Annotated in this window: 20 protein-coding genes; 12 read left to right on the top strand and 8 right to left on the bottom strand. The window is 58.3% G+C overall.

Features of this window, described 5'->3' with window-relative positions:
- The first annotated feature begins 19 nt into the window (after positions 1-19).
- The 4 genes from rimP to infB are packed head-to-tail and all read left to right on the top strand — an operon-like array spanning position 20 to position 5,352.
- A complete protein-coding gene (gene rimP / locus ACR0NE_RS15265; RefSeq protein WP_010442531.1) occupies positions 20-610 on the top strand; it encodes a ribosome maturation factor RimP in 591 nt (196 codons plus the stop codon).
- Positions 610-2,223: a transcription termination factor NusA gene (nusA, locus tag ACR0NE_RS15260; protein ID WP_170597167.1), complete on the top strand. Its 1,614-nt coding sequence runs from the start codon at positions 610-612 to the stop codon at positions 2,221-2,223. Before rimP ends, nusA begins: the two co-directional genes overlap by 1 nt.
- Before the next feature lie 22 nt (positions 2,224-2,245).
- On the top strand, positions 2,246-2,869 hold the full coding sequence (locus ACR0NE_RS15255; RefSeq protein ID WP_170597168.1) for an RNA-binding protein: 624 nt from the start codon (positions 2,246-2,248) through the stop codon (positions 2,867-2,869).
- An 8-nt stretch (positions 2,870-2,877) separates the two neighbouring features.
- Positions 2,878-5,352 (top strand): translation initiation factor IF-2, encoded by a 2,475-nt coding sequence (gene infB / locus ACR0NE_RS15250; protein WP_170597169.1) that lies wholly within the window; start codon positions 2,878-2,880, stop codon positions 5,350-5,352.
- Between the two features lie 61 nt (positions 5,353-5,413).
- On the opposite strand, the gene ACR0NE_RS15245 is transcribed toward infB, so the two are convergent.
- The 5 genes from ACR0NE_RS15245 to ACR0NE_RS15225 form a co-directional block, all read right to left on the bottom strand.
- Positions 5,414-6,244 (bottom strand): alpha/beta hydrolase, encoded by an 831-nt coding sequence (locus tag ACR0NE_RS15245; protein ID WP_170597170.1) that lies wholly within the window; start codon positions 6,242-6,244, stop codon positions 5,414-5,416.
- Positions 6,245-6,247: 3 nt separating this feature from the next.
- Positions 6,248-7,123 carry a tryptophan 2,3-dioxygenase gene (locus tag ACR0NE_RS15240; RefSeq protein ID WP_170597171.1) on the bottom strand — a complete coding sequence of 292 codons (876 nt, stop codon included), beginning with the start codon at positions 7,121-7,123 and terminating at the stop codon, positions 6,248-6,250.
- 63 nt (positions 7,124-7,186) lie between these two features.
- Positions 7,187-8,215 carry an L-threonine 3-dehydrogenase gene (gene tdh, locus ACR0NE_RS15235; protein ID WP_170597373.1) on the bottom strand — a complete coding sequence of 343 codons (1,029 nt, stop codon included), beginning with the start codon at positions 8,213-8,215 and terminating at the stop codon, positions 7,187-7,189.
- Positions 8,216-8,229: 14 nt separating this feature from the next.
- Complete coding sequence (locus ACR0NE_RS15230) at positions 8,230-9,414, bottom strand: glycine C-acetyltransferase (protein WP_170597172.1); 1,185 nt, start codon at positions 9,412-9,414, stop codon at positions 8,230-8,232.
- A gap of 109 nt (positions 9,415-9,523) precedes the next feature.
- The gene (locus ACR0NE_RS15225; RefSeq protein WP_170395365.1) at positions 9,524-10,087 is read right to left on the bottom strand and encodes a helix-turn-helix domain-containing protein; all 564 of its coding nucleotides are present in this window, start codon (positions 10,085-10,087) and stop codon (positions 9,524-9,526) included.
- A gap of 112 nt (positions 10,088-10,199) precedes the next feature.
- Here ACR0NE_RS15225 and ACR0NE_RS15220 point away from each other — a divergent pair, with 112 nt between their 5' ends.
- Entirely contained in the window at positions 10,200-11,375 is a 1,176-nt protein-coding gene (locus ACR0NE_RS15220; RefSeq protein WP_170408660.1) for an acetyl-CoA C-acyltransferase family protein, read from the top strand.
- A gap of 95 nt (positions 11,376-11,470) precedes the next feature.
- On the opposite strand, the gene ubiB is transcribed toward ACR0NE_RS15220, so the two are convergent.
- The gene (gene ubiB / locus ACR0NE_RS15215; protein ID WP_170408659.1) at positions 11,471-13,000 is read right to left on the bottom strand and encodes a 2-polyprenylphenol 6-hydroxylase; all 1,530 of its coding nucleotides are present in this window, start codon (positions 12,998-13,000) and stop codon (positions 11,471-11,473) included.
- A complete protein-coding gene (gene ubiE / locus ACR0NE_RS15210; protein WP_170597173.1) occupies positions 13,001-13,753 on the bottom strand; it encodes a bifunctional demethylmenaquinone methyltransferase/2-methoxy-6-polyprenyl-1,4-benzoquinol methylase UbiE in 753 nt (250 codons plus the stop codon). It abuts the gene before it with no gap.
- An 86-nt stretch (positions 13,754-13,839) separates the two neighbouring features.
- On the opposite strand from ubiE, the gene mutM reads away from it, so the two are divergent.
- The 6 genes from mutM (at position 13,840) to recF (ending at position 20,435) form a co-directional block, all read left to right on the top strand.
- Positions 13,840-14,691 carry a bifunctional DNA-formamidopyrimidine glycosylase/DNA-(apurinic or apyrimidinic site) lyase gene (gene mutM / locus ACR0NE_RS15205; protein WP_170408657.1) on the top strand — a complete coding sequence of 284 codons (852 nt, stop codon included), beginning with the start codon at positions 13,840-13,842 and terminating at the stop codon, positions 14,689-14,691.
- A gap of 66 nt (positions 14,692-14,757) precedes the next feature.
- Positions 14,758-15,534: an enoyl-CoA hydratase gene (locus ACR0NE_RS15200; RefSeq protein WP_170395375.1), complete on the top strand. Its 777-nt coding sequence runs from the start codon at positions 14,758-14,760 to the stop codon at positions 15,532-15,534.
- Between the two features lie 227 nt (positions 15,535-15,761).
- Complete coding sequence (rpsT, locus tag ACR0NE_RS15195; RefSeq protein ID WP_010442545.1) at positions 15,762-16,025, top strand: 30S ribosomal protein S20; 264 nt, start codon at positions 15,762-15,764, stop codon at positions 16,023-16,025.
- Between the two features lie 543 nt (positions 16,026-16,568).
- Entirely contained in the window at positions 16,569-17,951 is a 1,383-nt protein-coding gene (dnaA, locus tag ACR0NE_RS15190) for a chromosomal replication initiator protein DnaA (RefSeq protein ID WP_170395377.1), read from the top strand.
- Between the two features lie 225 nt (positions 17,952-18,176).
- Positions 18,177-19,298 carry a DNA polymerase III subunit beta gene (gene dnaN / locus ACR0NE_RS15185; RefSeq protein WP_170597174.1) on the top strand — a complete coding sequence of 374 codons (1,122 nt, stop codon included), beginning with the start codon at positions 18,177-18,179 and terminating at the stop codon, positions 19,296-19,298.
- A gap of 39 nt (positions 19,299-19,337) precedes the next feature.
- The gene (gene recF / locus ACR0NE_RS15180; protein WP_170597175.1) at positions 19,338-20,435 is read left to right on the top strand and encodes a DNA replication/repair protein RecF; all 1,098 of its coding nucleotides are present in this window, start codon (positions 19,338-19,340) and stop codon (positions 20,433-20,435) included.
- On the opposite strand, the gene ACR0NE_RS15175 is transcribed toward recF, so the two are convergent.
- Positions 20,432-20,998 (bottom strand): carboxymuconolactone decarboxylase family protein, encoded by a 567-nt coding sequence (locus tag ACR0NE_RS15175; RefSeq protein ID WP_170423365.1) that lies wholly within the window; start codon positions 20,996-20,998, stop codon positions 20,432-20,434. The genes recF and ACR0NE_RS15175 overlap by 4 nt on opposite strands.
- A 99-nt stretch (positions 20,999-21,097) precedes the next feature.
- Here ACR0NE_RS15175 and ACR0NE_RS15170 point away from each other — a divergent pair, with 99 nt between their 5' ends.
- Positions 21,098-21,670, top strand: a complete 573-nt coding sequence (locus ACR0NE_RS15170; RefSeq protein WP_170395383.1) for a TetR/AcrR family transcriptional regulator — start codon at positions 21,098-21,100, stop codon at positions 21,668-21,670.
- The last annotated feature ends 63 nt before the right edge of the window (positions 21,671-21,733 follow it).

The raw sequence follows: 21,733 nt of genomic DNA, 5'->3' as shown, positions 1-21,733 counted from the left end.
GACAGGGTAGAGAACCTGAATGACAAACGACCTGATAGCCAAAGCAGCGATTGACCGGCGACTGGCCGAGATCATCACCCCTGTGATCGAGGATCTGGGGTATGAGCTGGTGCGCATCCGCCTGATGAGCGGCAAGACCACCACGATGCAGATCATGGCCGACAAGCCCGATGGCGGCATCGAAGTGGATGACTGCGCCGAGATTTCGAACGCAGTGAGTGCCACGCTGGACGTCGAGGACCCGATTCTTGATGCCTATACGCTTGAAGTGTCCAGCCCCGGCATCGACCGCCCTCTGACCCGTCTCAAGGATTTCGAGACCTTCGAAGGATACGAGGCCAAGATCGAGACCGCTGAACTGATCGACGGCCGCCGCCGCTTTAAGGGTGAATTGGCCGGGATCGAAGGGGATGAGGTACTGATCAACATCCCCGAAGGGGACGAGACGATCACTATCGGTCTGCAATTCGACTGGCTGAGCGACGCCAAGCTGGTCCTGACTGATGACCTGATCAAGGAAATGCTGCGCCAGCGCAAAGACGCCGGTGCGCTGAACGAAAACGCTTTCGACGAGATTGAGACCGAAGGGTCCGAAGAGGAGACGAACTGATGGCAATCACCTCAGCCAACCAGCTGGAGCTGCTGCAGACCGCCGAGGCCGTGGCCCGCGAAAAGATGATCGACCCCGGTCTGGTTGTCGAAGCGATGGAGGAATCGCTCGCCCGTGCCGCCAAGAGCCGCTACGGCGCGGAAATGGACATCCGCGTCAGCATCGATCGCAAGACAGGTAGAGCGACCTTTACCCGCGTCCGCACCGTGGTCGAGGATGAGGAGCTGGAGAACTACCAGGCCGAGATGACCGTTGAACAGGCCAAGCAGTATATGGAAGCGCCAGAGGTTGGTGACGTTTTCGTTGAAGAGGTTCCGCCGGTCGAAATGGGCCGTATCGCTGCCCAATCCGCCAAACAGGTGATTCTGCAGAAGGTACGCGAAGCTGAACGTGATCGTCAGTACGAAGAATTCAAGGATCGCGCGGGCACCATCATCAACGGTGCAGTCAAGCGTGAAGAGTTTGGCAACGTCATCGTCGATCTGGGCGGTGCCGAAGCCGTTCTGCGTCGCAACGACAAGATCGGCCGCGAAAGCTATCGCCCGAATGACCGCGTGCGCGCCTATATCAAAGAGGTTCGCCGCGAGGTGCGTGGCCACCAGATCTTCCTGTCGCGTACAGCGCCGGAATTTATGGCTGAGCTGTTCAAGATGGAAGTGCCCGAAATCTATGACGGCATCATCGAGGTCAAGGCCGTGGCCCGTGACCCCGGCTCGCGCGCCAAGATCGCCGTAATCTCGTATGACGGCTCGATCGACCCAGTCGGTGCTTGCGTTGGTATGCGCGGCAGCCGTGTGCAGGCCGTGGTAAACGAGCTGCAGGGCGAAAAAATCGACATCATTCCGTGGAACGAAGATCAGCCGACCTTCCTGGTGAACGCACTGCAGCCTGCTGAGGTCTCTAAGGTGGTTCTGGACGAAGAAGCGGGCAAAATCGAAGTTGTGGTTCCCGAGGAGCAGCTGAGCCTCGCCATCGGCCGCCGCGGTCAGAACGTGCGTCTGGCCAGCCAGCTGACCAATCTGGACATCGACATCATGACCGAGGCCGAAGAATCGGCCCGCCGTCAGAAAGAATTCGAAGCCCGCACCCAGCTGTTCATGGAAACGCTGGATCTGGACGAATTCTTTGCACAGTTGCTGGTCTCAGAGGGTTTCACCAACCTCGAAGAAGTCGCTTATGTCGAGCTGGACGAACTGCTGGTCATCGATGGTGTGGATGAAGGCACCGCGCAAGAACTGCAGACGCGTGCACGCGAATTCCTGGAAGCTCAGGCTAAGGCGGCGCTGGATGCAGCCCGCGCGCTGGGTGCCGAGGATAGCCTCATTGAATTCGAAGGCCTGACACCCCAAATGGTAGAGGCGCTGGCCAAGGATGATGTGAAGACGCTGGAAGACTTCGCAACCTGCGCTGACTGGGAACTGGCCGGTGGCTGGACCACGGTCGATGGCGAACGCATCAAGGATGATGGTGTACTGGAGCCCTTCGGCGTGACGCTTGAAGAGGCGCAGGATCTGGTCATGACCGCGCGCATCATGCTGGGTTGGGTTGATCCGGCCGAGCTGGAGCAGGCCGAAGAAGACGGCGAAGCAACCGATGAGGAGGTCGAGGCCTGATCTCAGGCCTCGGGTGGCTGACATGGGTCGCGGTGGCGTCCATAAGGATCGGTCGGAAGGCCCTGAACGCAAGTGCATCGCCACGGGCGAGATTCAGCCTAAATATGGCTTGATCCGCTTTGTGGCAGGACCGGACGGTCAGGTCTTTCCCGATGTCGCGGCGAAATTGCCGGGACGTGGGGTCTATGTGGCGGCAGATCGCGCCGCGCTGGACAAGGCGGTGAGCAAGAAACTGTTCTCACGCGGTTTCAAGGCGCAGGTGAGCGCGGCCAAAGATCTGACCGATGAGGTTGAAAAACAGGTGGCGCGTCGTGTGATTGAACTGATCAGTCTGGCGCGCAAGTCCGGCGATGCAGTCGCCGGGTATGAAAAGGTCAAATCGTGGCTGGACCGGGAAGAGGCCCAGGTGCTGATTCAGGCCTCGGATGGATCGGGGCGCGGCAAGTCGAAACTCAGCACGCCGCACTTCGGGAAATATATCGGTTGGCTGACTGCGGATGAGCTTGGGGCGGCATTTGGGCGCCAAACCGTGATTCATGCGGCCTTGGCCTCTGGCGGACTCGCCAAACGTGTTGTAGAGGAAGCGCAGCGCCTGCGTGGCTTGCGCGAAACGGATGACGGCGGCAAGGGCCGCTCGGAAGGGTAAGAAGCTTTATGAGCGATAGTGACGGCAAAAAGACATTGGGTCTTCGTGGCGGGGCACGCCCCGGAAATGTGAAACAGAGTTTCAGCCACGGACGCACCAAGAATGTCGTGGTGGAGACCAAACGCAAACGCGTGGTCGTACCCAAGCCGGGCGCGACCAAACCAAGTGGTGGTGCGGCACCTTCGGGTGATCCTTCGCGTCGTCCGGCGGGTATTTCCGATGCGGAAATGGCGCGCCGTATGAAAGCGTTGCAGGCCGCTAAGGCACGTGAGGCCGAAGAGGCCGCTGCCCGTGAGGCGCAGGAAAAGGCGCGCGAAGAAGAACGCGCACGCCGCCGGGCCGAACAAGAGGCCAAGGAACGCGAGCAGCGTGAAGCTGAAGAGCGTGCCCGTGCCAAGGCCGAAGAGGAAGAACGCAAGCGTAAAGAGGCCGAGGAAGCAGCCCAGCGTGCTGCCGCAGCCCCGGCACCCGCCGAGCCCAAAGCCGCGCGCAGCCCATCCAGCAAGCCTGCACCTGCTGCTGCACCGCGCAAGCAGGATCGCGAGCGTGAGCAGCGTGGCCGTGGCAAGGGCCGTGACGACAACCGCCGCTCGGGCAAGCTGACACTTGGTCAGGCCACTGGCGGCGAAGGCAATCGCCAACGCTCGATGGCCGCGATGAAGCGCAAGCAGGAGCGTGCGCGCCAGAAGGCCATGGGCGGCACGGTCGAGCGGGAAAAGGTGATCCGCGACGTTCAGCTGCCCGAGGCGATCATGGTCTCGGAACTGGCCAACCGTATGGCCGAGCGTGTCGCTGACGTTGTCAAATCGCTGATGCAAATGGGCATGATGGTCACGCAGAACCAGACCATCGACGCTGACACCGCTGAACTGATCATCGAAGAATTTGGCCACAAGGTCACGCGTGTCTCTGATTCGGATGTTGAAGACGTCATCAAAGAGGTCGAAGACAGCGATGACGATCTGCAGCCCCGTCCGCCGGTCATCACCATCATGGGTCACGTTGACCATGGTAAGACCTCGCTGCTGGATGCGATCCGCGACGCGCGTGTTGTTGCCGGCGAAGCCGGTGGAATCACGCAGCATATCGGTGCCTATCAGGTGAAAACCGACGGCGGCACCACGCTGACCTTCCTGGATACGCCTGGCCACGCGGCCTTTACCTCGATGCGCTCTCGCGGTGCTCAGGTCACGGATATCGTGGTTCTGGTTGTTGCCGCCGATGACGCTGTGATGCCGCAGACGATCGAGGCGATCAACCACGCCAAAGCGGCCGAAGTGCCGATGATCGTGGCGATCAACAAGATCGACAAGCCCGACGCGAACCCCGACAAAGTCCGCACGGACTTGCTGCAGCACGAAGTGATCGTCGAGAAGATGTCGGGTGAGGTTCAGGACGTTGAGGTCTCGGCCATGACTGGTCAGGGTCTGGACGAATTGCTGGAAGCCATTGCACTGCAGGCCGAGATTCTGGAACTGAAAGCCAACCCAGATCGCGCCGCCCAAGGTGCCGTGATCGAGGCGCAGCTGGATGTGGGCCGTGGTCCCGTCGCCACCGTTCTGGTTCAGAACGGCACGCTGCGTCAGGGCGACATCTTCGTTGTGGGTGAGCAGTACGGTAAGGTCCGTGCGCTGATCAACGACAAGGGCGACCGCGTCAAAGAAGCTGGCCCCTCGGTTCCGGTCGAGGTTCTGGGTCTCAACGGTACGCCCGAAGCAGGTGACGTGTTGAACGTGACCGAGACCGAAGCGCAGGCCCGTGAGATTGCTGCTTATCGTGAGCAAGCCGCCAAGGACAAACGCGCCGCTGCCGGTGCCGCGACCACCCTTGAGCAGCTGATGCAGAAGGCCAAGGAAGACGAAAACGTCACCGAGCTGCCAATTCTGATGAAAGCGGATGTGCAGGGCTCTGCCGAAGCCATCGTTCAGGCGATGGAGAAGATCGGCAACGACGAAGTACGCGTGCGCGTGCTGCACTCGGGCGTTGGTGCGATCACCGAGACGGATGTCGGTCTGGCCGAAGCCTCCGGTGCACCGATCTTTGGCTTCAACGTGCGTGCGAACGCATCGGCGCGGAACACCGCCAACCAGAAAGGCGTCGAGATTCGCTACTATTCGGTGATCTACGATCTGGTGGATGACGTGAAAGCGGCCGCATCTGGCCTGCTGAGCGCCGAGATTCGCGAGAAGTTCATCGGTTACGCCGAGATCAAAGAGGTCTTCAAGGTTACCGGCGTCGGCAAAGTTGCTGGCTGTCTGGTCACCGAAGGTGTTGCCCGCCGCTCGGCTGGCGTACGCCTGCTGCGCGACAACGTGGTGATCCACGAAGGCACGCTGAAGACCCTCAAGCGCTTCAAGGATGAAGTGGCCGAGGTACAGTCGGGTCAGGAATGCGGTATGGCGTTCGAGAACTACGACGATATCCGCGCTGGCGACGTGATCGAAATCTTCGAGCGCGAAGAAGTCACGCGCACGCTGGACTGATCCGGTTTTAGAAAAGAGCTTGAAGCAGCGGCCCCACGAGGCCGCTGTTTTCGTTTGCCGGTTACTCGCTGCGCGACGACAGAAATGTGCCCGATGGCATGATGATGTCGAAGTGATGCTTGCCCTTCTGCAGATCAAAACTGACCGAATGCCCGGCCTTGCGCAGCAATTCCGCATAGTCACGGCTTTGGCGGATAAACTCGGGCGTATCCCGCTCGGCGACTGTCACCCTGTAACGGGGTCCTGGCGCGGGCAGGTTGAGGCAGGGTGAGAAATCGTGAATCTCGACTTTGGTCAGTTGCAACGGATCATTCACCGAGGTCAGGCAGATCGGAACAAGGTCATAGATCCCGCTAATCAGGATCACATTGCGCACCCGCAGGCCAGCCTGCGCAAATGCCTTCGAAGACGTCGCCATCACCATCGCAACCAGATGGGCACCTGCACTATGACCCGATAGCGTGATGTTTGATGGATCAAAACCCAGTGTTTCGGCCTGTGACGCGAGCCACAACAAGGCGGTACGGCATTCGTTGACCATCTGCCCCAATCTGGCATCGGGTGCGAGCGTATAATTCAGCGTGGCAAAGGCTTGCCCGTTCTCATGCAATACCGGTGCCATAGGGGCCGACTCACGCTGACTAAGCGCCTGCCAATAGCCACCATGAATAAAGACATGCAAAGGCGCGTTGGCGCCAGGTGCGGGGAAGAAATCCAGAACTTGCGTCGGGCTGTCGCCATAGGAACGGTTTTCCTGCATCCTAATTTCAGACCGTGCCTGTGCGCTGAGGGCAGAATAGCTGGCTAGATATGGCGTCAGATCACCGCCAATCATTGAGCTAGGGGAATACTCCTGCTCAAGCTCTTCTTGGGTGAATCCGCGATACTGCATGGCCTATTCCCCAGTATACATCAGTTCGGTTCGCACGTCGTAGAGGTCGTGGAAAAACCGCAACTCCAGCGCCTTGCGCAGGAAGGCCACGCCGCTAGATCCACCCGTTCCGGGCTGCATTCCGATCACGCGCTCAACCGCGGTTGCATGATCGAATCGCCACCTCTGGAAAAGAGATTCCACATCCATCAGTTTTTCAGCCAGCGCGTAAAGATCCCAGTATTGTTCCGTGTTGCGGAACACTTCGACCCAGATTTTGACGATACGCGGATCGCCGGAATAGGACTTTGCGTAATCCCGCTCGATCAGATCATGCGGCACGTCAAACCCTTGCCGGGCCAGCATCCGCAGCACTTCGTCATAGAGCGAGGGTTTGGTAAGAGCCGCGTTCAGCATCTCCATCACTTCTGGGTCATGCGCATGCACTTTCAGGGTCGCGGGATCTTTGTTGCCCAGAATGAACTCGATTTGGCGATAGCCATAGCTTTGAAAGCCTGAAGAACTGCCTAATGCGTCCCGAAACGTCATGTAGTCCGCGGGAGTCATAGTCAGTAGCGTCTCCCACGCGGCGATCAACTGCCGTTGGATCGCCTTGATCCGGTCGAGGTTCTTCATCGCCGGACCGAAATCGTCCTGCTGCAGGAACCGGCGGACTTCGACAAGTTGATGGTGCATCAGTTTCAGCCACAGTTCGCTGACCTGATGAATGATGATGAACAACATCTCATCAGGTTGGGCCGGGTCCTGAAAGGTCTTTTGCAGGTTCAGCAGAGTCTTAAGTTGCAGAAAATCCCCATAGCTTTTGCGGTGAGTTTCTGTGAAATCGGTGACCAGAGACTCTTCGATTCCCCGTTCTGTATACCTGTCTTTGTCGCCCATGTGCTCCTCCAGACGCGCGGGTTTATCCCTGTTTAGGGACAAAACCGGCACGGTTCCAGAGCGTTAGGTCCAGTCCAGAACCACCTTGCCTGATTGACCGGATTTCATGGCCTTGAATCCCTGGGCAAAGTCATCGACCGCGAACTGGTGGGTGATTACGCGGCTGACATCCAGCCCGTTCTGCAACATGGCGATCATCTTGTACCAGGTTTCGAACATCTCGCGCCCATAGACACCCTTGATGGTGATAGCTTTGAACACGATGCGCGACCAGTCCACCGGAGATTTTCCGGGCGGAATCCCCAACAGTGCGATCTTGCCGCCCATAACCAGCGCTTCGACCATCTGGTCCAGCGCGGCTTGCGAGCCCGACATTTCAAGCCCGACATCAAAGCCCTGAGTCATGCCCAGTTCCGCGATGACATCCTGCAGATCCTCTTTGGACACATCAACGGTGCGTACCGTTGGTACCACGTGTTCGGCCAGTTTCAGGCGGTCGGCGTTGATATCGGTGATCACTACATGCCGGGCACCGGCGTGACGGGCAACGGCGGCGGCCATGATGCCGATAGGGCCTGCGCCAGTAATCAATACGTCCTCGCCCAGCAGATCGAAGCTGAGTGCAGTGTGCACGGCATTGCCCAGCGGGTCGAGGATCGCCCCGATCTCATCCGGTACGTCGTCAGGCAGGGGCACCACGTTAAAGGCAGGCAGTTTCAGGTATTGCGCAAAGGCACCCTGTTCATTCACACCGATACCGCGCGTGCCGGGATCAAGGTGGAACTTGCCCGCACGGCTCTGGCGGCTGTCAGGGGTGATCAGATGCCCCTCGCCTGAACAGCGCTGGCCGACAGTCATCCCTGTCACGTTGCGACCCAATTCAACAATTTCACCAGCGAACTCGTGGCCGGTGATCATCGGGATCGGCACGGTCGCCGCAGCCCATTCATCCCAGTTCCAGATATGAATATCCGTGCCGCAAATCCCGGTCTTGTTGATGCGGATCAGAACCTCATCGGGGCCGATCTCGGGTACCGGGGCCTGCACCATCCACAGACCTTCCTCGGGCTTGGATTTCTCAAGGGCTTTCATCGTGTTGGGCCGCATCAGATTATCCCCAATTCTTTGCCGACCTTGCCAAATGCCGCGAGCGCCCGGTCTAATTCGTCGCGTGTTAGAGCCGCATTCATCTGCGTTCTGATCCGGGCCTGTCCACGCGGCACGACAGGGAAGAAAAAGCCCGAAACATAGACGCCTTCGTCAAACAATCGCGATGCCATATCCTGCGCCAAGGGCGCTTCACCCAGCATGACCGGAATGATCGGGTGTTCACCCGGAAGTAGGTCGAAGCCCAGATTCTCTAACCCGGCGCGCCAGTATTTGGCATTGCCGAACAATTGGGCGCGCAGCATGTCACCTTCTTCAACCAGACGGATTGCCTCAAGCCCTGCGGCAACGATGGACGGCGGCAGCGAGTTTGAGAACAGATAGGGCCGCGCCCGCTGCCGCAGCAGGTCGATCACTGGCTGCGGCCCGGCGATATAACCGCCGATTGCCCCCCCAAGTGCCTTGCCCAGAGTTCCCGTCAGAATATCCACGTCGACGCCGAAGTGGTCCGGCGTGCCCGCCCCGTTTGGCCCCATAAAGCCGGTGGCGTGGCAGTCATCGACCATCACGATGGCGTCGTATTCGTCGGCCAGCTCGCGAATCTTCGGCAGATTGGCCAGATAGCCATCCATTGAGAACACGCCATCGGTTGCGATCATGATATGCCGCGCCCCGTCCTCGCGCGCTTGTTTCAGCCACGCTTCGAGGTCGTTCATGTCGTTGTTCATGTAGCGATAGCGTTTTGCCTTACACAGCCGTACCCCGTCGATGATCGAGGCATGATTCAGACTGTCAGAGATAATGGCGTCTTCGGGCCCTAACAAAGGCTCAAACAACCCGCCATTGGCGTCGAAGCAGGCAGCGAACAGAATTGAATCGTCCTTGTTCAGGAACTTTGCCAGCTTCTGCTCAAGTTCGCGATGAATGTCCTGCGTACCGCAGATGAACCGGACCGAGGCCATGCCGAACCCCTTGGGCTCCATGACGCCTTTGGCGGCGTTGATCAGCGCGGGGTGATCGGCCAAACCCAGATAGTTGTTGGCGCACAAGTTGATCACCTGCTTGTCGCCCACCGTAATCTCACCGCCCTGAGGCGAGGTGATCATCCGTTCGCGCTTGTACAGACCCTCTGCCTCAATCTGCGCGAGTGTATCCGAAATATGGGACAGGAATGCATCAGCCATGGCGACCTCCGTTAATCTGAGTCGCACGTCTAACATAGCGGATGAAATTCCCAAATAGGAGAATTACAGTATTTGGGAAAAATATCCGTGAAGGCGGAATCTTGCCCGTTCAGGCGTTTTTTACGATCAGGAAAACGCGGGCCGGGTTTTCAGCGCTTATCGAATGCGTAATATCGGCGGCATACCGGGCGGTATCCCCTTGTTTCAGATCGCTGGATGCCGTTCCCGAAGTGACACGAACGGCGCCTTCCAGCACAGTCAGTTGCTCCCGTGCGCCGCGCGCATGAGGTTGGCTGTTCAGGCTCCCATTGGCCTGAAACTGAATATCATAGACCTCGTGTCCTCCGGCCTCTTCGGGGGGAGAGAGGATGCGAATCCGGCATTTCTCGCCCATATTGTCGATACTGGGCACTTCCGCTTGACGCAGCACTTCGATCTGGTCGGTCGTTTTGGCGTCTTCCAACAGTCCGGCGAAATCCACCTGCAGAGCGCGTGTCAGGTTCCACAGAGTCGAAATTGTGGGGCTGCTTTCGCCACGCTCGATCTGGCTGACCATAGAACGGGAGACGCCGCTGAGGTTGGCAACCGCCTCAAGCGACAGGCCTTTGGCGCGGCGCGCCTCTTTCAATCGGGCGGGCAGGCGCGTCAGAATATCGTCTGTGTTTTCCGTCATGACGGAATCCATGGGTGTTGCGCAACGTAATGTCAATTCCGGCGTGACAGTGAGTCTAATATGAAGATCATGCTGCAGGTGCATAATGCGCGCGAGACTTGGAGGAGAAAACATGACGGACATAGTAATACTGGACGGTGCGCGCACAGCCATCGGGACCTTTGGCGGTGCGTTGGCCTCGACCGCTCCGATCGATCTGGCGACCGTGGCGACCGAGGCGGCAATGGAGCGTTCGGGCGTTGAAGGCGCGCAGATTGATCATGTTGTCTTTGGTCATGTGATCAACACCGAACCGCGTGACATGTATCTGTCGCGAGTCGCCGCAATGCAGGCGGGTATTCCGAACGGGACTCCGGCGATGAACGTGAACCGGCTGTGCGGTTCGGGGGCGCAGGCAGTAGTGTCGGCGGTGCAGGCGCTGATGCTAGGCGATGCCGAGTTTGCCGTGGCGGGCGGTGCTGAAAGCATGTCGCGCAGCCCTTATGTCGTGCCGCAGGCCCGTTGGGGGGCGAAGATGGGCGATGTCAAATCGCTCGACATGATGCTGGGCGCGCTGAACTGCCCGTTCGGCACCGGGCATATGGGGGTGACCGCCGAGAATGTGGCGGATGAACACCAAATCAGCCGCGAACAGATGGACGCGTTTGCGCTGACCAGCCAGACCCGTGCGGCTGCGGCGATTGAGGCCGGGTATTTCGACAGCCAGATCGCGCCGGTGCAGGTCAAGGTCAAGCGCGACATGGTCGACTTCAAGGTCGATGAACATCCCAAGGCCACCACTGCCGAGGCGCTGGCCGGATTGCGCCCGGTATTCCAGAAAGATGGGCGGGTGACGGCGGGCAACGCCTCGGGCATCAATGACGGCGCGGCGGCGATGGTGTTGGCGACAGCGGATGCTGCAGAAAAGGCGGGCTTGAAACCCAAAGCGCGCGTGATTGGCTATGCCCATGCCGGCGTGCGACCCGAGGTGATGGGCATCGGCCCGGTTCCCGCAGTGCAGAACCTGTTCGCAAAGACGGGTTTGTCTGCGGATGATTTCGACGTGATCGAAAGCAACGAGGCGTTTGCGGCGCAAGCTCTGGCCGTCAATCAGGAATTGGGTCTGGACGCTGCAAAGGTGAATCCGAACGGTGGGGCTATTGCACTGGGCCATCCGGTGGGCGCCACAGGGGCGATTATCACGCTTAAGGCGTTGTATGAGTTGGAGCGTATTGGCGGATCGAAAGGTCTGATCACCATGTGCATCGGCGGAGGGCAGGGGATTGCCCTCGCCATCGAGCGGCTCTGAGTTGGGTCGGGGCAAGGGGGCTGTCTGCCCCCCATCGCGCCGGGGCGCGATTCCCCCCGAATGTATTTTTAGCCAGATGAAGCGGTCGGGTTGGTTTAGCTGAGTGCGAAGATCACCAGCGTCGCGGCTATGCCTGCGGCCGCGCCGATCGCTGCTGGCAGAAGGTTTGCGATGAAACCCGGGGTCTTTGGGTCGTCTTTTTGAGTCTGGGCAATAAGGGCATTTTCCACCAGACCGGGCAAGCGGGGGCCGAAACGGGCAAGCACCAGGGCGGTTTTGCCGAAATCGCGCAGGGCGGCGCGGGGGCCGATGGATTGTTTGATGTAATCCTCGACCACCGGTCGGGCGACCTCCCAGATGTTCATGTGATCATCAAGCGAGCGGGCGACGCCTTCGACCACCACCATGGTGCGTTGCAGCAGGATCAGCTCGGTGCGGGTTTCCATGCCAAAGCGTTCAGTGACTTCAAACAGGTAGCTTAGCAGCCGACCCATCGAGATATGGGTGGCGTCCATGCCGAAGATCGGCTCACCTACCGCGCGCAAGGCGCGGGCGAATTCGTCGACGTCCTGATTGGCAGGCACATAGCCTGCTTCGAAATGGACTTCAGCCACGCGTTTATAGTCGCGGCGGATGAAACCAAAGAGAATCTCGGCATATACCCGGCGAGTATATTCATCGATATGACCCATGATGCCGTAGTCATAGGCGATAATGTCCCCGTTCGCAGCGACCTTGAGGTTGCCTTGGTGCATGTCGGCGTGAAAATAGCCGTCGCGTAGCGCGTGCAACAGGAACAGGCGGAGCACGCGCTCAGCCAGATCGCGGCGATTATGTCCGGCAGCGTCCAGCGCGTTGTTATCTCCCAAGGGAATGCCATCAGCCCAGCTGAGCGTCATGACGCGGCGGGCGGATAGCGACCAGACCACCGGAGGCAACCAGAATCCGGCATCATCCTTGGTATTGGCAGCGTATTCCGAGGCGGCGGCACTTTCCAGACGCAGGTCCAACTCGCCGCGTACTACGCCGTCGAAATGCTCGATCACTTCCATCGGGCGTAGTCGGCGCGCTCCGGGGGCGCAAAGTTGTACCATACGCGCGGCGAAATAGAACGCGTCTACATCCTTGCGGAAGGCGCGCTCGATACCCGGTCTCAGGACTTTGACAGCAACGTCTTCGCCTGTGCTGGTCAGCTTGGCCTTGTGAACCTGAGCAATCGAGGCAGCGGCGATGGGTTCACTGAACTCGCTGAATATCTCTGACGTCGGTTGGCCTAACTCTTTCTCGACCTCTGCCATTGCTTCAGCTTTGGAAAAGGGCGGCAGCTTGTCTTGCAGAACACGCAGTTGCTCGGCCAGTTCATTTCCCACCACGTCGGGGCGGGTCGAAAGCACCTGCCCGAATTTGATGTAAGCCGGACCCAATGCGGTCAGGGCACGGGTGGCGGGCGGCATCTCGGGGTCGCCCTTGTAGCCCAGCCATTGGAACGGTTTGCCCAGCGTATGCGCCAGAATACGTACGGCGCGCGGCGCTTCAAACGCGTCCAGCACCACATTCATGGCACCGGTGCGTTCCAGCGTGGCGCCCGTCCGGACCAGGCGAATGATGTTGTGGGGGCCGCGCATCTAGATCTTCCAGCCAGAATGCAGTGCGGCAATGCCCATGCTCAGGTTGCGGTATTTGGCGTTTTCGAACCCGGCGGTGCGGACCATGTTCAGGAATGTCTCCTGGTCTGGGAACTTGCGGATCGATTCCACAAGGTACTGATAGCTGTCGTAGTCGTTGGCGATCAGCTTGCCCATACGCGGGATGACATTGAAACTGTAGAGGTCGTAAAGCTTCTGCAGCCCGTCATTGGGTAACTGGCTGAACTCAAGCACTATCAGACGACCACCGGGCTTCAGAACGCGATAGGCCTCGTTCAGCGCCTCTTGCGGGCGGGTGACATTCCGGATGCCGAAGGAGATGGTGTAGACATCGAAGGTGTTATCCTCGAAGGGCAGCGCCATCGCATCGCCCACCACCCAATTCAGGCTGTCGGACATCTGGTCGGCCTCGGCGCGCTGGCGGCCTTCGACCAGCATCGGCTCGGTCAGGTCCAGCACGGTAGCATGGCCGTGGCCTGCGCGCTTAAGAAAGCGGAACGAGATATCGCCGGTGCCGCCCGCCACATCCAGAAGCCGCTGACCGGCGCGCGGGGCAAGCCAGTCCATCATCGCGTCTTTCCAGACCCGGTGGATGCCCATCGACATCACGTCGTTCATCACGTCGTATTTCGAGGCGACCGAATTGAACACGCCCTGTACGCGGCCGGCTTTTTCAGCCTCGCGCACTGTTTCGAACCCGAAATGGGTGGTCTTGTCGTTGGTGTCGGACATTTGCCTTGCCGTTTGTCGAATTTCGCCTCTGTTATAGGGCGATAAGAGGCGGGCACAATGCGGCCCTTTGGAATAGGAGCCCTGTAATGCCCGAATTGCCCGAGGTCGAGACAGTAAGACGCGGCCTGAGCCCCGCAATGGAGGGCGCAGTGATCGAAAGGGCGGATGTGAATCGCCCCGATTTGCGTTGGCCTTTCCCGGCTCGCATGGCCGAGCGGCTGACGGGCCAACGGGTGGATCGGCTGCGGCGACGGTCGAAGTACATTCTGGCGGATCTCAGCAGTGCCGAGACGTTGTTGATCCATCTGGGCATGTCGGGGCGGATGACGGTCTCTGGCGATCCGCTCGGACAGTATGCGCATGAGCATCCGATGGCGCAGAAACATGATCACGTGGTGTTTCATATGGCTAATGGCGCACGCATCACCTTCAACGATCCGCGCCGGTTCGGGGCAATGGATCTGCTGCCGACGGCAACGGCAGAGCAGCACAAGCTGCTATCGGTTCTGGGACCTGAACCGTTGGGTAATGATTTTCACGAACAGCACCTGATAGACGCCTTCAAAGGCAAGAACAGCCCGGTCAAATCGGCGTTGTTGGATCAGGGAATCGTTGCCGGTTTGGGTAATATTTACGTCTGCGAAGCGCTTTATCGCGGCAAGGTGTCGCCACGTCGCAAAGCGGGACAGATTTCTGCGCCACGCGTTGCGGCCCTTGTGCCGATCATCAGAAAAGTGTTGCAGGACGCGATTGAAGCGGGTGGGTCATCGCTGCGTGATTTCCGCCAAGCCGATGGAGAACTTGGATATTTTCAACACAGCTTCGACGTCTACGGTCGCGAAGGAGAGCCTTGTCGAACCGAGGGTTGTGGCGCTGAAATCAAGAGAATCACCCAGTCCGGTCGCTCATCCTTCTATTGCGCGCAATGCCAAAGATAACTTGATCCAGCGAAATCGCGTGATAAGGAATCGTACCTGAACGGAACAACCGGAAGCTTACACCTCATGGCTTTTGAGACGATCATCGTCGAAATCGAAGACCACGTCGCCCTTATCAAGCTCAACCGCCCCGATGCGATGAACGCGCTGAACACACAGTTGCTGGGTGAGCTGTGCGAGGCGCTGGAAGATGCGGATAGCAATGACAAGGTGCGCTGCATCGTCATCACCGGCTCGGACAAGGCCTTTGCCGCCGGTGCGGACATCAAGGAAATGTCCGAAATGAGCTTTGTCGATGTGTTCGACGTTAATCTGTTTGCGGACGCCAATGATAGGGTTTCCGCGATCCGTAAACCTATCATCGCTGCCGTTGCCGGTTACGCGCTGGGCGGCGGGTGTGAACTGGCGATGCTGTGCGATTTCATCATCGCTGCCGACACCGCCAAGTTCGGCCAGCCCGAGATCAATCTGGGAGTCATCGCGGGGCTTGGTGGCAGTCAGCGTCTGACCCGCTTCGTAGGAAAGTCCAAATCGATGGACATGAACCTGACAGGCCGCTTCATGGACGCTGAAGAGGCCGAGCGCGCCGGATTGGTCAGTCGTGTCGTGCCCGCCAAAAAGCTGATCGAAGAGGCAACCGGTGCGGCGCAGAAGATTGCAGAGAAATCGCAGATCACGGCCATCGCGGCCAAAGAGGCTGTGAACCGCAGCTATGAGCTGCCGCTGAGCGAAGGCATGCTGTTTGAGCGTCGGGTGTTCCATTCGATGTTCGCGACAGAGGACCAGAAAGAAGGCATGGCCGCGTTTCTGGAAAAACGTGCGGCTCAGTTCCGCGACAAGTGATCATAATCGTCGCTTAGTGATATTAGGCGGGCAGACCCCGCCTTTTTCCCTCATCACATACTGGAAGAATCAGCTTGGCAAACCTGCCAAACTTGGTTAGAGACCGCCGTCATACATGCGCGTGCGGCCCGCTTGGCCCGACTCACACTCGTGATTTCTGATCCGGTGCGGATATGTCCGTGGCGCGCAACCCAAGATAACCGTACCGAACAAAAGGTCAGAGACACATGGCAAATTCGCCCCAGGCAAAGAAACGCGCCCGTCAGAACGAAAAGCGCTTCGCCGTCAACAAAGCGCGTCGTTCGCGCATCCGTACCCACCTGCGCAAAGTTGAAGAAGCGATCGCATCCGGCGACAAGGACGCAGCTACCGCAGCCCTGCGCGCCGCTCAGCCCGAGTTGATGCGTGGCGTCACCAAAGGCGTCTTCCACAAGAACACCGCTGCCCGCAAAATGTCGCGCCTGTCGGCGCGCGTCAAAGCGCTGGGCTGATTCTTTGGGAAAACGCGTCAAGCGTTGATTTGCGAAAAAGGCGTCGCTGATTGCGACGCCTTTTTCATTGTTGCCGGAAAGCCGCGTCTTCACGAAGCCGAGAGATTCTTTCGCCCAGAACCCCGAGTCAATATCAGAGTTTCGTTGCCCGGACCCTTGGGCTCTTGCTACGACTTAATCAGCGATTCACTCGCTTGGGGGGACAGGCTGTTCCAAGGATCTGACCGACGGGCATCGGAAAGATTTAGGAACGAATGTTCGAAAGCTGGCTTCGGTCAGTTGGACGATCTGCTCTGGGTCTCGGGTTAGCCGAAGATCCTGGCCCTGTCGATAAATTGGAATATCATGCGCATCCCGGATTCCGGGTGTGCCCCCATTTTGGGGCCGTGCTGTATTGGACTGCGATGATATTCGAGCGTACCCGCCAGACCATCAGGTTTGGCGAAACGTTCCCTTGTGTGTGAGCGCCATAAAGGCCCGTAATTCGGGACACATTAAAAAAGGCCTTAAGGCCAATAATGAATGGGATGCGTGAGGCGCCGAATGACACAAGAGAAATGGGGACAACTGCGTAGCAAATTGATGAAGGCGGTTGGGAAGAACAATTTTACCACCTGGATTGAACCCTTGGAGTTTCAGGAGTTGCAGGATGGTGTAGCGGTGTTCTCGGTGCCGACCAACTTCATGGGCAACTATGTCAGTCAGAATTTTGCGGACCTTATTCTCTATGAGTTGAACACATCGGGCGAAAAGGTTCAGCGCTTGGCATTTCGCACAGCGGCCAATTCGTCAGCCCGTCCCACATTGGTGGAAGAGTCCAAGCCATCTCCCGCGCCAGAAACCCGGCCCGCTGTTACAGATACAGCCAACGATGCGCTTGAAGCACTACAGGCTGCGCCACTGGATGCACGGTTTACCTTTGATAGCTTTGTTGTTGGCAAACCCAACGAACTTGCACATGCCGCAGCTCGCCGCGTATCCGAGGGCGGCCCGGTAACTTTCAATCCGCTCGTTCTCTACGGCGGTGTTGGACTGGGTAAAACCCACCTGATGCACGCGATTGCGTGGGAGTTGAAAACCAAGCACCCCGAGTTGAATGTGCTTTATCTGTCAGCAGAACAGTTCATGTATCGCTTTGTGCAGGCTTTGCGTGAACGCCGCATGATGGATTTCAAGCACTTGTTCCGTTCGGTCGATGTGCTGATGGTCGATGACGTGCAGTTCATCGCTGGCAAGGATTCGACGCAGGAAGAGTTTTTCCACACGTTCAACGCGCTGGTGGATCAGAACAAGCAGATCATCATCTCGGCCGACCGCGCACCGGGCGAGATCAAGGACCTTGAAGACCGCGTAAAGTCACGCCTGCAATGTGGCCTTGTCGTCGATCTTCATCCCACAGACTACGAATTGCGTCTGGGAATCCTGCAGAACAAAGTGCAGCAGTACAGCAGCACTTATCCCGATCTGACCATTGCTGATGGTGTATTGGAGTTCCTTGCACACCGCATCTCGACCAATGTGCGCGTGCTGGAAGGGGCGCTGACCCGCCTTTTTGCCTTTGCCTCGCTGGTCGGGCGCGAGATCGATATGGAGCTGACGCAGGATTGTCTGGCCGATGTACTGCGCGCCTCCGAGCGCAAGATCACCGTCGAAGAGATCCAGCGAAAGGTCTCGGATTATTACAACATCCGCCTCAGCGATATCATCGGCCCTAAACGCCTGCGGTCCTATGCGCGTCCGCGTCAGGTGGCGATGTATCTGTGCAAGCAACTGACCAGTCGGTCGCTGCCTGAGATTGGCCGTCGATTTGGCGGGCGCGACCACACCACGGTCATGCATGGCGTGAAGCGCATCGAAGAGCTGAAGTTGACCGATGGCCAGATTGCCGAAGATGTTGAGATGCTGCGCCGGGCCTTGGAAGCCTAAACCGCACTGAATCCTTGAAAAACACCCCGGACTATTGCGTTCGGGGTGTTTTCTTGTGCGCTATTGTCCACGGTTGAGAATGATCTGGTGTGTTTCACGCGCGCTGCTCTTGACCACCGAGGCAATCCGACCCAGAAATCCGTAAAAAATCCTTGTGCCTCAGGGCTGAGACGCTAACGTGCCAGTCCCGCCTATTTCGGCACGCAAGTCAAAGGAACAGAGGGTATGAAGATCAGCATCGAACGCGGCACCCTTCTCAAGGCCGTTTCGCAGGCCCAGTCAGTTGTCGAACGTCGCAACACGATTCCCATACTTGCCAACGTGCTGATCGAGGCCGAAGGCGATCAGGCGCTGTTTCGTGCCACCGATCTGGACATCGAAGTGGTCGACAAGGCCCTCGCGCAGGTCGAGAAAGCGGGCGCCACGACTGTTGCGGCCACAACGCTACATGAGATCGTACGCAAGCTGCCCGATGGGGCGTTGGTGACCCTGACCGCAGATAGTGCAGCTGGGCGGTTGACCGTGGAAGCGGGGCGCTCGAATTTTTCTCTGGCGACGCTGCCGAAAGAAGATTTCCCGGTTATGGCGTCTTCAGAATACCAATCGAACTTTACGGCGTCGGCGGCATTGTTGCGCCGGCTGTTCGATAAATCGAAGTTTGCCATTTCCACGGAAGAGACGAGATATTATCTAAACGGCGTTTACATGCACGTTGCGGATGGTTCCGAGGGCGGCAAGGTACTGCGTTGCGTGGCGACTGATGGTCACCGCTTGGCACGGATCGATGCGGATCTGCCGGATGGTGCAGCGGATATGCCGGGCGTGATCGTGCCCCGCAAAACCGTGGGCGAACTGCGCAAGCTGCTGGATGATGACGAGATGGACATCGCCGTCTCGGTCAGTGAAACCAAGGTGCGGTTTGCAACGCCTGACATCACGCTCACCTCGAAAGTGATCGACGGAACGTTCCCGGATTACACACGTGTCATCCCGCAAGGTAACACGCGCAAGTTAGAAGTGGACGCGGCTGAATTCGCGCAGGCCGTGGATCGTGTGGCGACAGTTTCGTCCGAGCGGTCGCGGGCCGTCAAACTGCAGTTGGATGCGGATAAGCTGATTCTGTCAGTGAATGCACCCGACAGTGGTGCGGCTGAGGAAGAGCTGGCAGTTGCTTACGGGGATGAGCGCCTGGAGATCGGGTTCAACGCTAAATACCTGCTCGAAATCGCGTCTCAGGTGGATCGTGAAAATGCGGTGTTTATGTTCAACTCGGCGGGTGATCCGACACTGATGCGCGAAGGCAACGACCAAAGCGCAGTATACGTCGTAATGCCGATGCGCGTCTGATTGCCTCGACTGGGTGATCTCTAACGAAAGAGAGGGGTCATGGGATTGGCCCTGACCGAGCTTACGGTCTCGCATTTTCGGTCTCATAAGCTGGCACGCCTGTCGTTGGACGGGCGGCCAGTGGCGATCCATGGGCCGAACGGTGCCGGTAAGACCAACATCCTGGAAGCGGTTTCTCTGTTTTCACCCGGGCGCGGGATGCGGCGGGCAAGCGCCGCTGAGATGACACGGCGCCCCGAGGCGGTGGGGTGGAAGCTGATTGGGCTATTGAATGCGCAAGGACAGAATTTCGAGATTGAAACTTGGTCCGAAGGTGGTGCGGCGCGGCAGGTGCGGATTGATGAGAAAGCCTCAAGCCAGATTGAATTGGGAAAGCTGGCGCGGGTTGTTTGGTTAATCCCATCGATGGACCGTCTTTGGATCGAAGGGGCCGAAGGGCGACGGCGGTTCCTCGACCGAATCGCGCTGAGTTTTGATCCGGCACATGCCGAGGCATCTCTGACCTATGAAAAAGCGATGCGCGAGCGGAACCGGTTGCTGAAAGAACAAGTTCGCGATGCCCATTGGTACGCGGCGCTGGAAGGGCAGATGGCTGAGATGGGGCATCGCATCCACGCCGCGCGGTTGAGTGCGTTGGAGTATCTGCGCGCAGCACAGGACAAAGCTGAGACGGCCTTTCCGTCAGCGGATCTCGAATTGGTTCAAACCGAAGGTGCAATGCCTGAGACGGCGGAAGACTTGCGAGAAGCTTTGGATGAAAGCCGGTTTCGCGATCTGGCCGCCGGGCGGACTTTGGTCGGCCCGCATCGATCAGACCTGTATGGTGTATATTCCGCCAAGGGCGTTCCTGCCAAAGATTGCTCGACCGGTGAGCAGAAAGCACTGCTGGTATCGCTGATCCTATCAAACGCGCGAGCGTTGGCGGAGATGGTTGGAGCACCTCCTATTGTATTGCTGGATGAGGTGGCCGCGCATCTGGATGCGGGTCGGCGCGCTGCGTTATATGATGAGATTTGTGCGCTGGGTGCACAGGCCTGGATGACGGGCACCGGGCCTGAGCTATTTGCAGAATTGGGGGATCGAGCCCAAACGCTGGTCGTTACCGAAGGCGACGAGGGCTCGGTCGTCAGCGTTTAGGCAGGCTCGCCGACCTTGCGTTCCCAAAGGAAGCCGCGCATCACTTCGTCGACCGGGGTTTTGGCCATGTGGTTGACGTAGTTCGACATGGTTTTTTGTGCCAGACCCAGTACGACATCCAGGACCGCACGGTGGGAATAGCCAGCGTCAAAGAAGGCCTGCAGCTGTTCCTCAGTCGGGTTTCCACGGGTTTCCATCACTTGCAGGGTAAAGGTGCGTAGCGCTTCCAGCTTGGCCGTGGGCAGCGGAGTTTCGTTGCGCAGCGCCTCGGTGATCTCGTCAGAGACTTTCATCATCTTTGCGATGCCGGTATGCGCAGGCACACAGTAATGGCATTCGTTTTCGACATTGATGGTTTGCCAGACAACGGTTTTTTCGTCGTTGTTGAAATCGGTCTGCAGAAACAGGCCGTGCAGAACCTGATAGCCTTCCAGATGCTGGGGGCTTTCGGCCATTACTTTATGAAGACCGGGCAGGCGGCCGAATGCAGCCTGAGATTTCTCAAGCAGCGGCTTGGACCCTTCCGGGGCGGTTTCTAGGTCGTGAGACGGGAAATTGGCCATGTCAAAACTCCTGTTTCTGGCGCGATGAGTCGTATTTAGGGTTTCTTGAGCGATCACTCAAGTATATATTTGAGCGAACGTTCAAGAATTGGTGAAACGATGCCCCGCAAACCCTCATATGACCGAGACGCGCTTATCGCGCAGGCGCGAGATATTTTCTGGCGTCACGGCTGGGCGGGGACGTCGCTTAAGGATCTCGAGCGAGAGCTGAAGCTGAAACCGGGCAGCTTCTACGCGGCATTCGGGTCGAAAGATGCGCTCTACGCCCTGGCGTTAGAGCGGTATACTCAGGAAGGGGTTGCCAATATGAAGGCTTTGGCGCAGGAATTGGGCCCGCTTGGTGCTCTTAAGGTGCAACCTCGTCGTGTGATCGAGGCGTCGGAACTGCCAACAAAAGCCTGCATGTTGGCGAAGACTTATGCGGAATTGCAAGCCAAAGACCATGATTTGGCTGATCAGGCGCAAACCCACATGGCTGACATGAAAGCTTGTTTTGCGGACCTCTTTCGCAGCGCGCAGAAGGCCGGAGAAATCGCGCCAAGTCATGACCCGGATCGCTTGGCGGCGCGCTATCAATCCGACCTTCTGGGGTTGCGATTGTCAGCCGAACGGGACGATGTGAACGCGGCAGAAATCGCCGAGGATATTGCAGCAGACCTTGATCGGCTTTGATCCGCAAATTAAGCGGATCAGAACCACAAAATATGGGGGGAGCGCGTGACAATCCCCACCAGA

It is taken from the genome of Ruegeria sp. C9 (genome assembly GCF_056537585.1).
Note: the sequence above shows the minus strand (reverse complement) of the source record. Positions and strands in the feature narration are given on the sequence as shown.

Bases quoted from the DNA above. Each gene is read 5' to 3' on its own strand.
- ACR0NE_RS15200 (WP_170395375.1), top strand. From the start codon at position 14,758: ATGGCTTTTGAGACGATCATCGTCGAAATCGAAGACCACGTCGCCCTT.
- dnaA (WP_170395377.1), top strand. From the start codon at position 16,569: ATGACACAAGAGAAATGGGGACAACTGCGTAGCAAATTGATGAAGGCG.
- ubiE (WP_170597173.1), bottom strand. From the start codon at position 13,753: ATGTCCGACACCAACGACAAGACCACCCATTTCGGGTTCGAAACAGTG.
- rpsT (WP_010442545.1), top strand. From the start codon at position 15,762: ATGGCAAATTCGCCCCAGGCAAAGAAACGCGCCCGTCAGAACGAAAAG.
- ACR0NE_RS15220 (WP_170408660.1), top strand. From the start codon at position 10,200: ATGACGGACATAGTAATACTGGACGGTGCGCGCACAGCCATCGGGACC.
- ACR0NE_RS15175 (WP_170423365.1), bottom strand. From the start codon at position 20,998: ATGGCCAATTTCCCGTCTCACGACCTAGAAACCGCCCCGGAAGGGTCC.
- ACR0NE_RS15230 (WP_170597172.1), bottom strand. From the start codon at position 9,414: ATGGCTGATGCATTCCTGTCCCATATTTCGGATACACTCGCGCAGATT.
- ACR0NE_RS15255 (WP_170597168.1), top strand. From the start codon at position 2,246: ATGGGTCGCGGTGGCGTCCATAAGGATCGGTCGGAAGGCCCTGAACGC.
- ACR0NE_RS15170 (WP_170395383.1), top strand. From the start codon at position 21,098: ATGCCCCGCAAACCCTCATATGACCGAGACGCGCTTATCGCGCAGGCG.
- tdh (WP_170597373.1), bottom strand. From the start codon at position 8,215: ATGAAAGCCCTTGAGAAATCCAAGCCCGAGGAAGGTCTGTGGATGGTG.
- nusA (WP_170597167.1), top strand. From the start codon at position 610: ATGGCAATCACCTCAGCCAACCAGCTGGAGCTGCTGCAGACCGCCGAG.
- ACR0NE_RS15225 (WP_170395365.1), bottom strand. From the start codon at position 10,087: ATGACGGAAAACACAGACGATATTCTGACGCGCCTGCCCGCCCGATTG.
- infB (WP_170597169.1), top strand. From the start codon at position 2,878: ATGAGCGATAGTGACGGCAAAAAGACATTGGGTCTTCGTGGCGGGGCA.
- mutM (WP_170408657.1), top strand. From the start codon at position 13,840: ATGCCCGAATTGCCCGAGGTCGAGACAGTAAGACGCGGCCTGAGCCCC.
- ACR0NE_RS15245 (WP_170597170.1), bottom strand. From the start codon at position 6,244: ATGCAGTATCGCGGATTCACCCAAGAAGAGCTTGAGCAGGAGTATTCC.
- ubiB (WP_170408659.1), bottom strand. From the start codon at position 13,000: ATGCGCGGCCCCCACAACATCATTCGCCTGGTCCGGACGGGCGCCACG.
- recF (WP_170597175.1), top strand. From the start codon at position 19,338: ATGGGATTGGCCCTGACCGAGCTTACGGTCTCGCATTTTCGGTCTCAT.
- ACR0NE_RS15240 (WP_170597171.1), bottom strand. From the start codon at position 7,123: ATGGGCGACAAAGACAGGTATACAGAACGGGGAATCGAAGAGTCTCTG.
- dnaN (WP_170597174.1), top strand. From the start codon at position 18,177: ATGAAGATCAGCATCGAACGCGGCACCCTTCTCAAGGCCGTTTCGCAG.
- rimP (WP_010442531.1), top strand. From the start codon at position 20: ATGACAAACGACCTGATAGCCAAAGCAGCGATTGACCGGCGACTGGCC.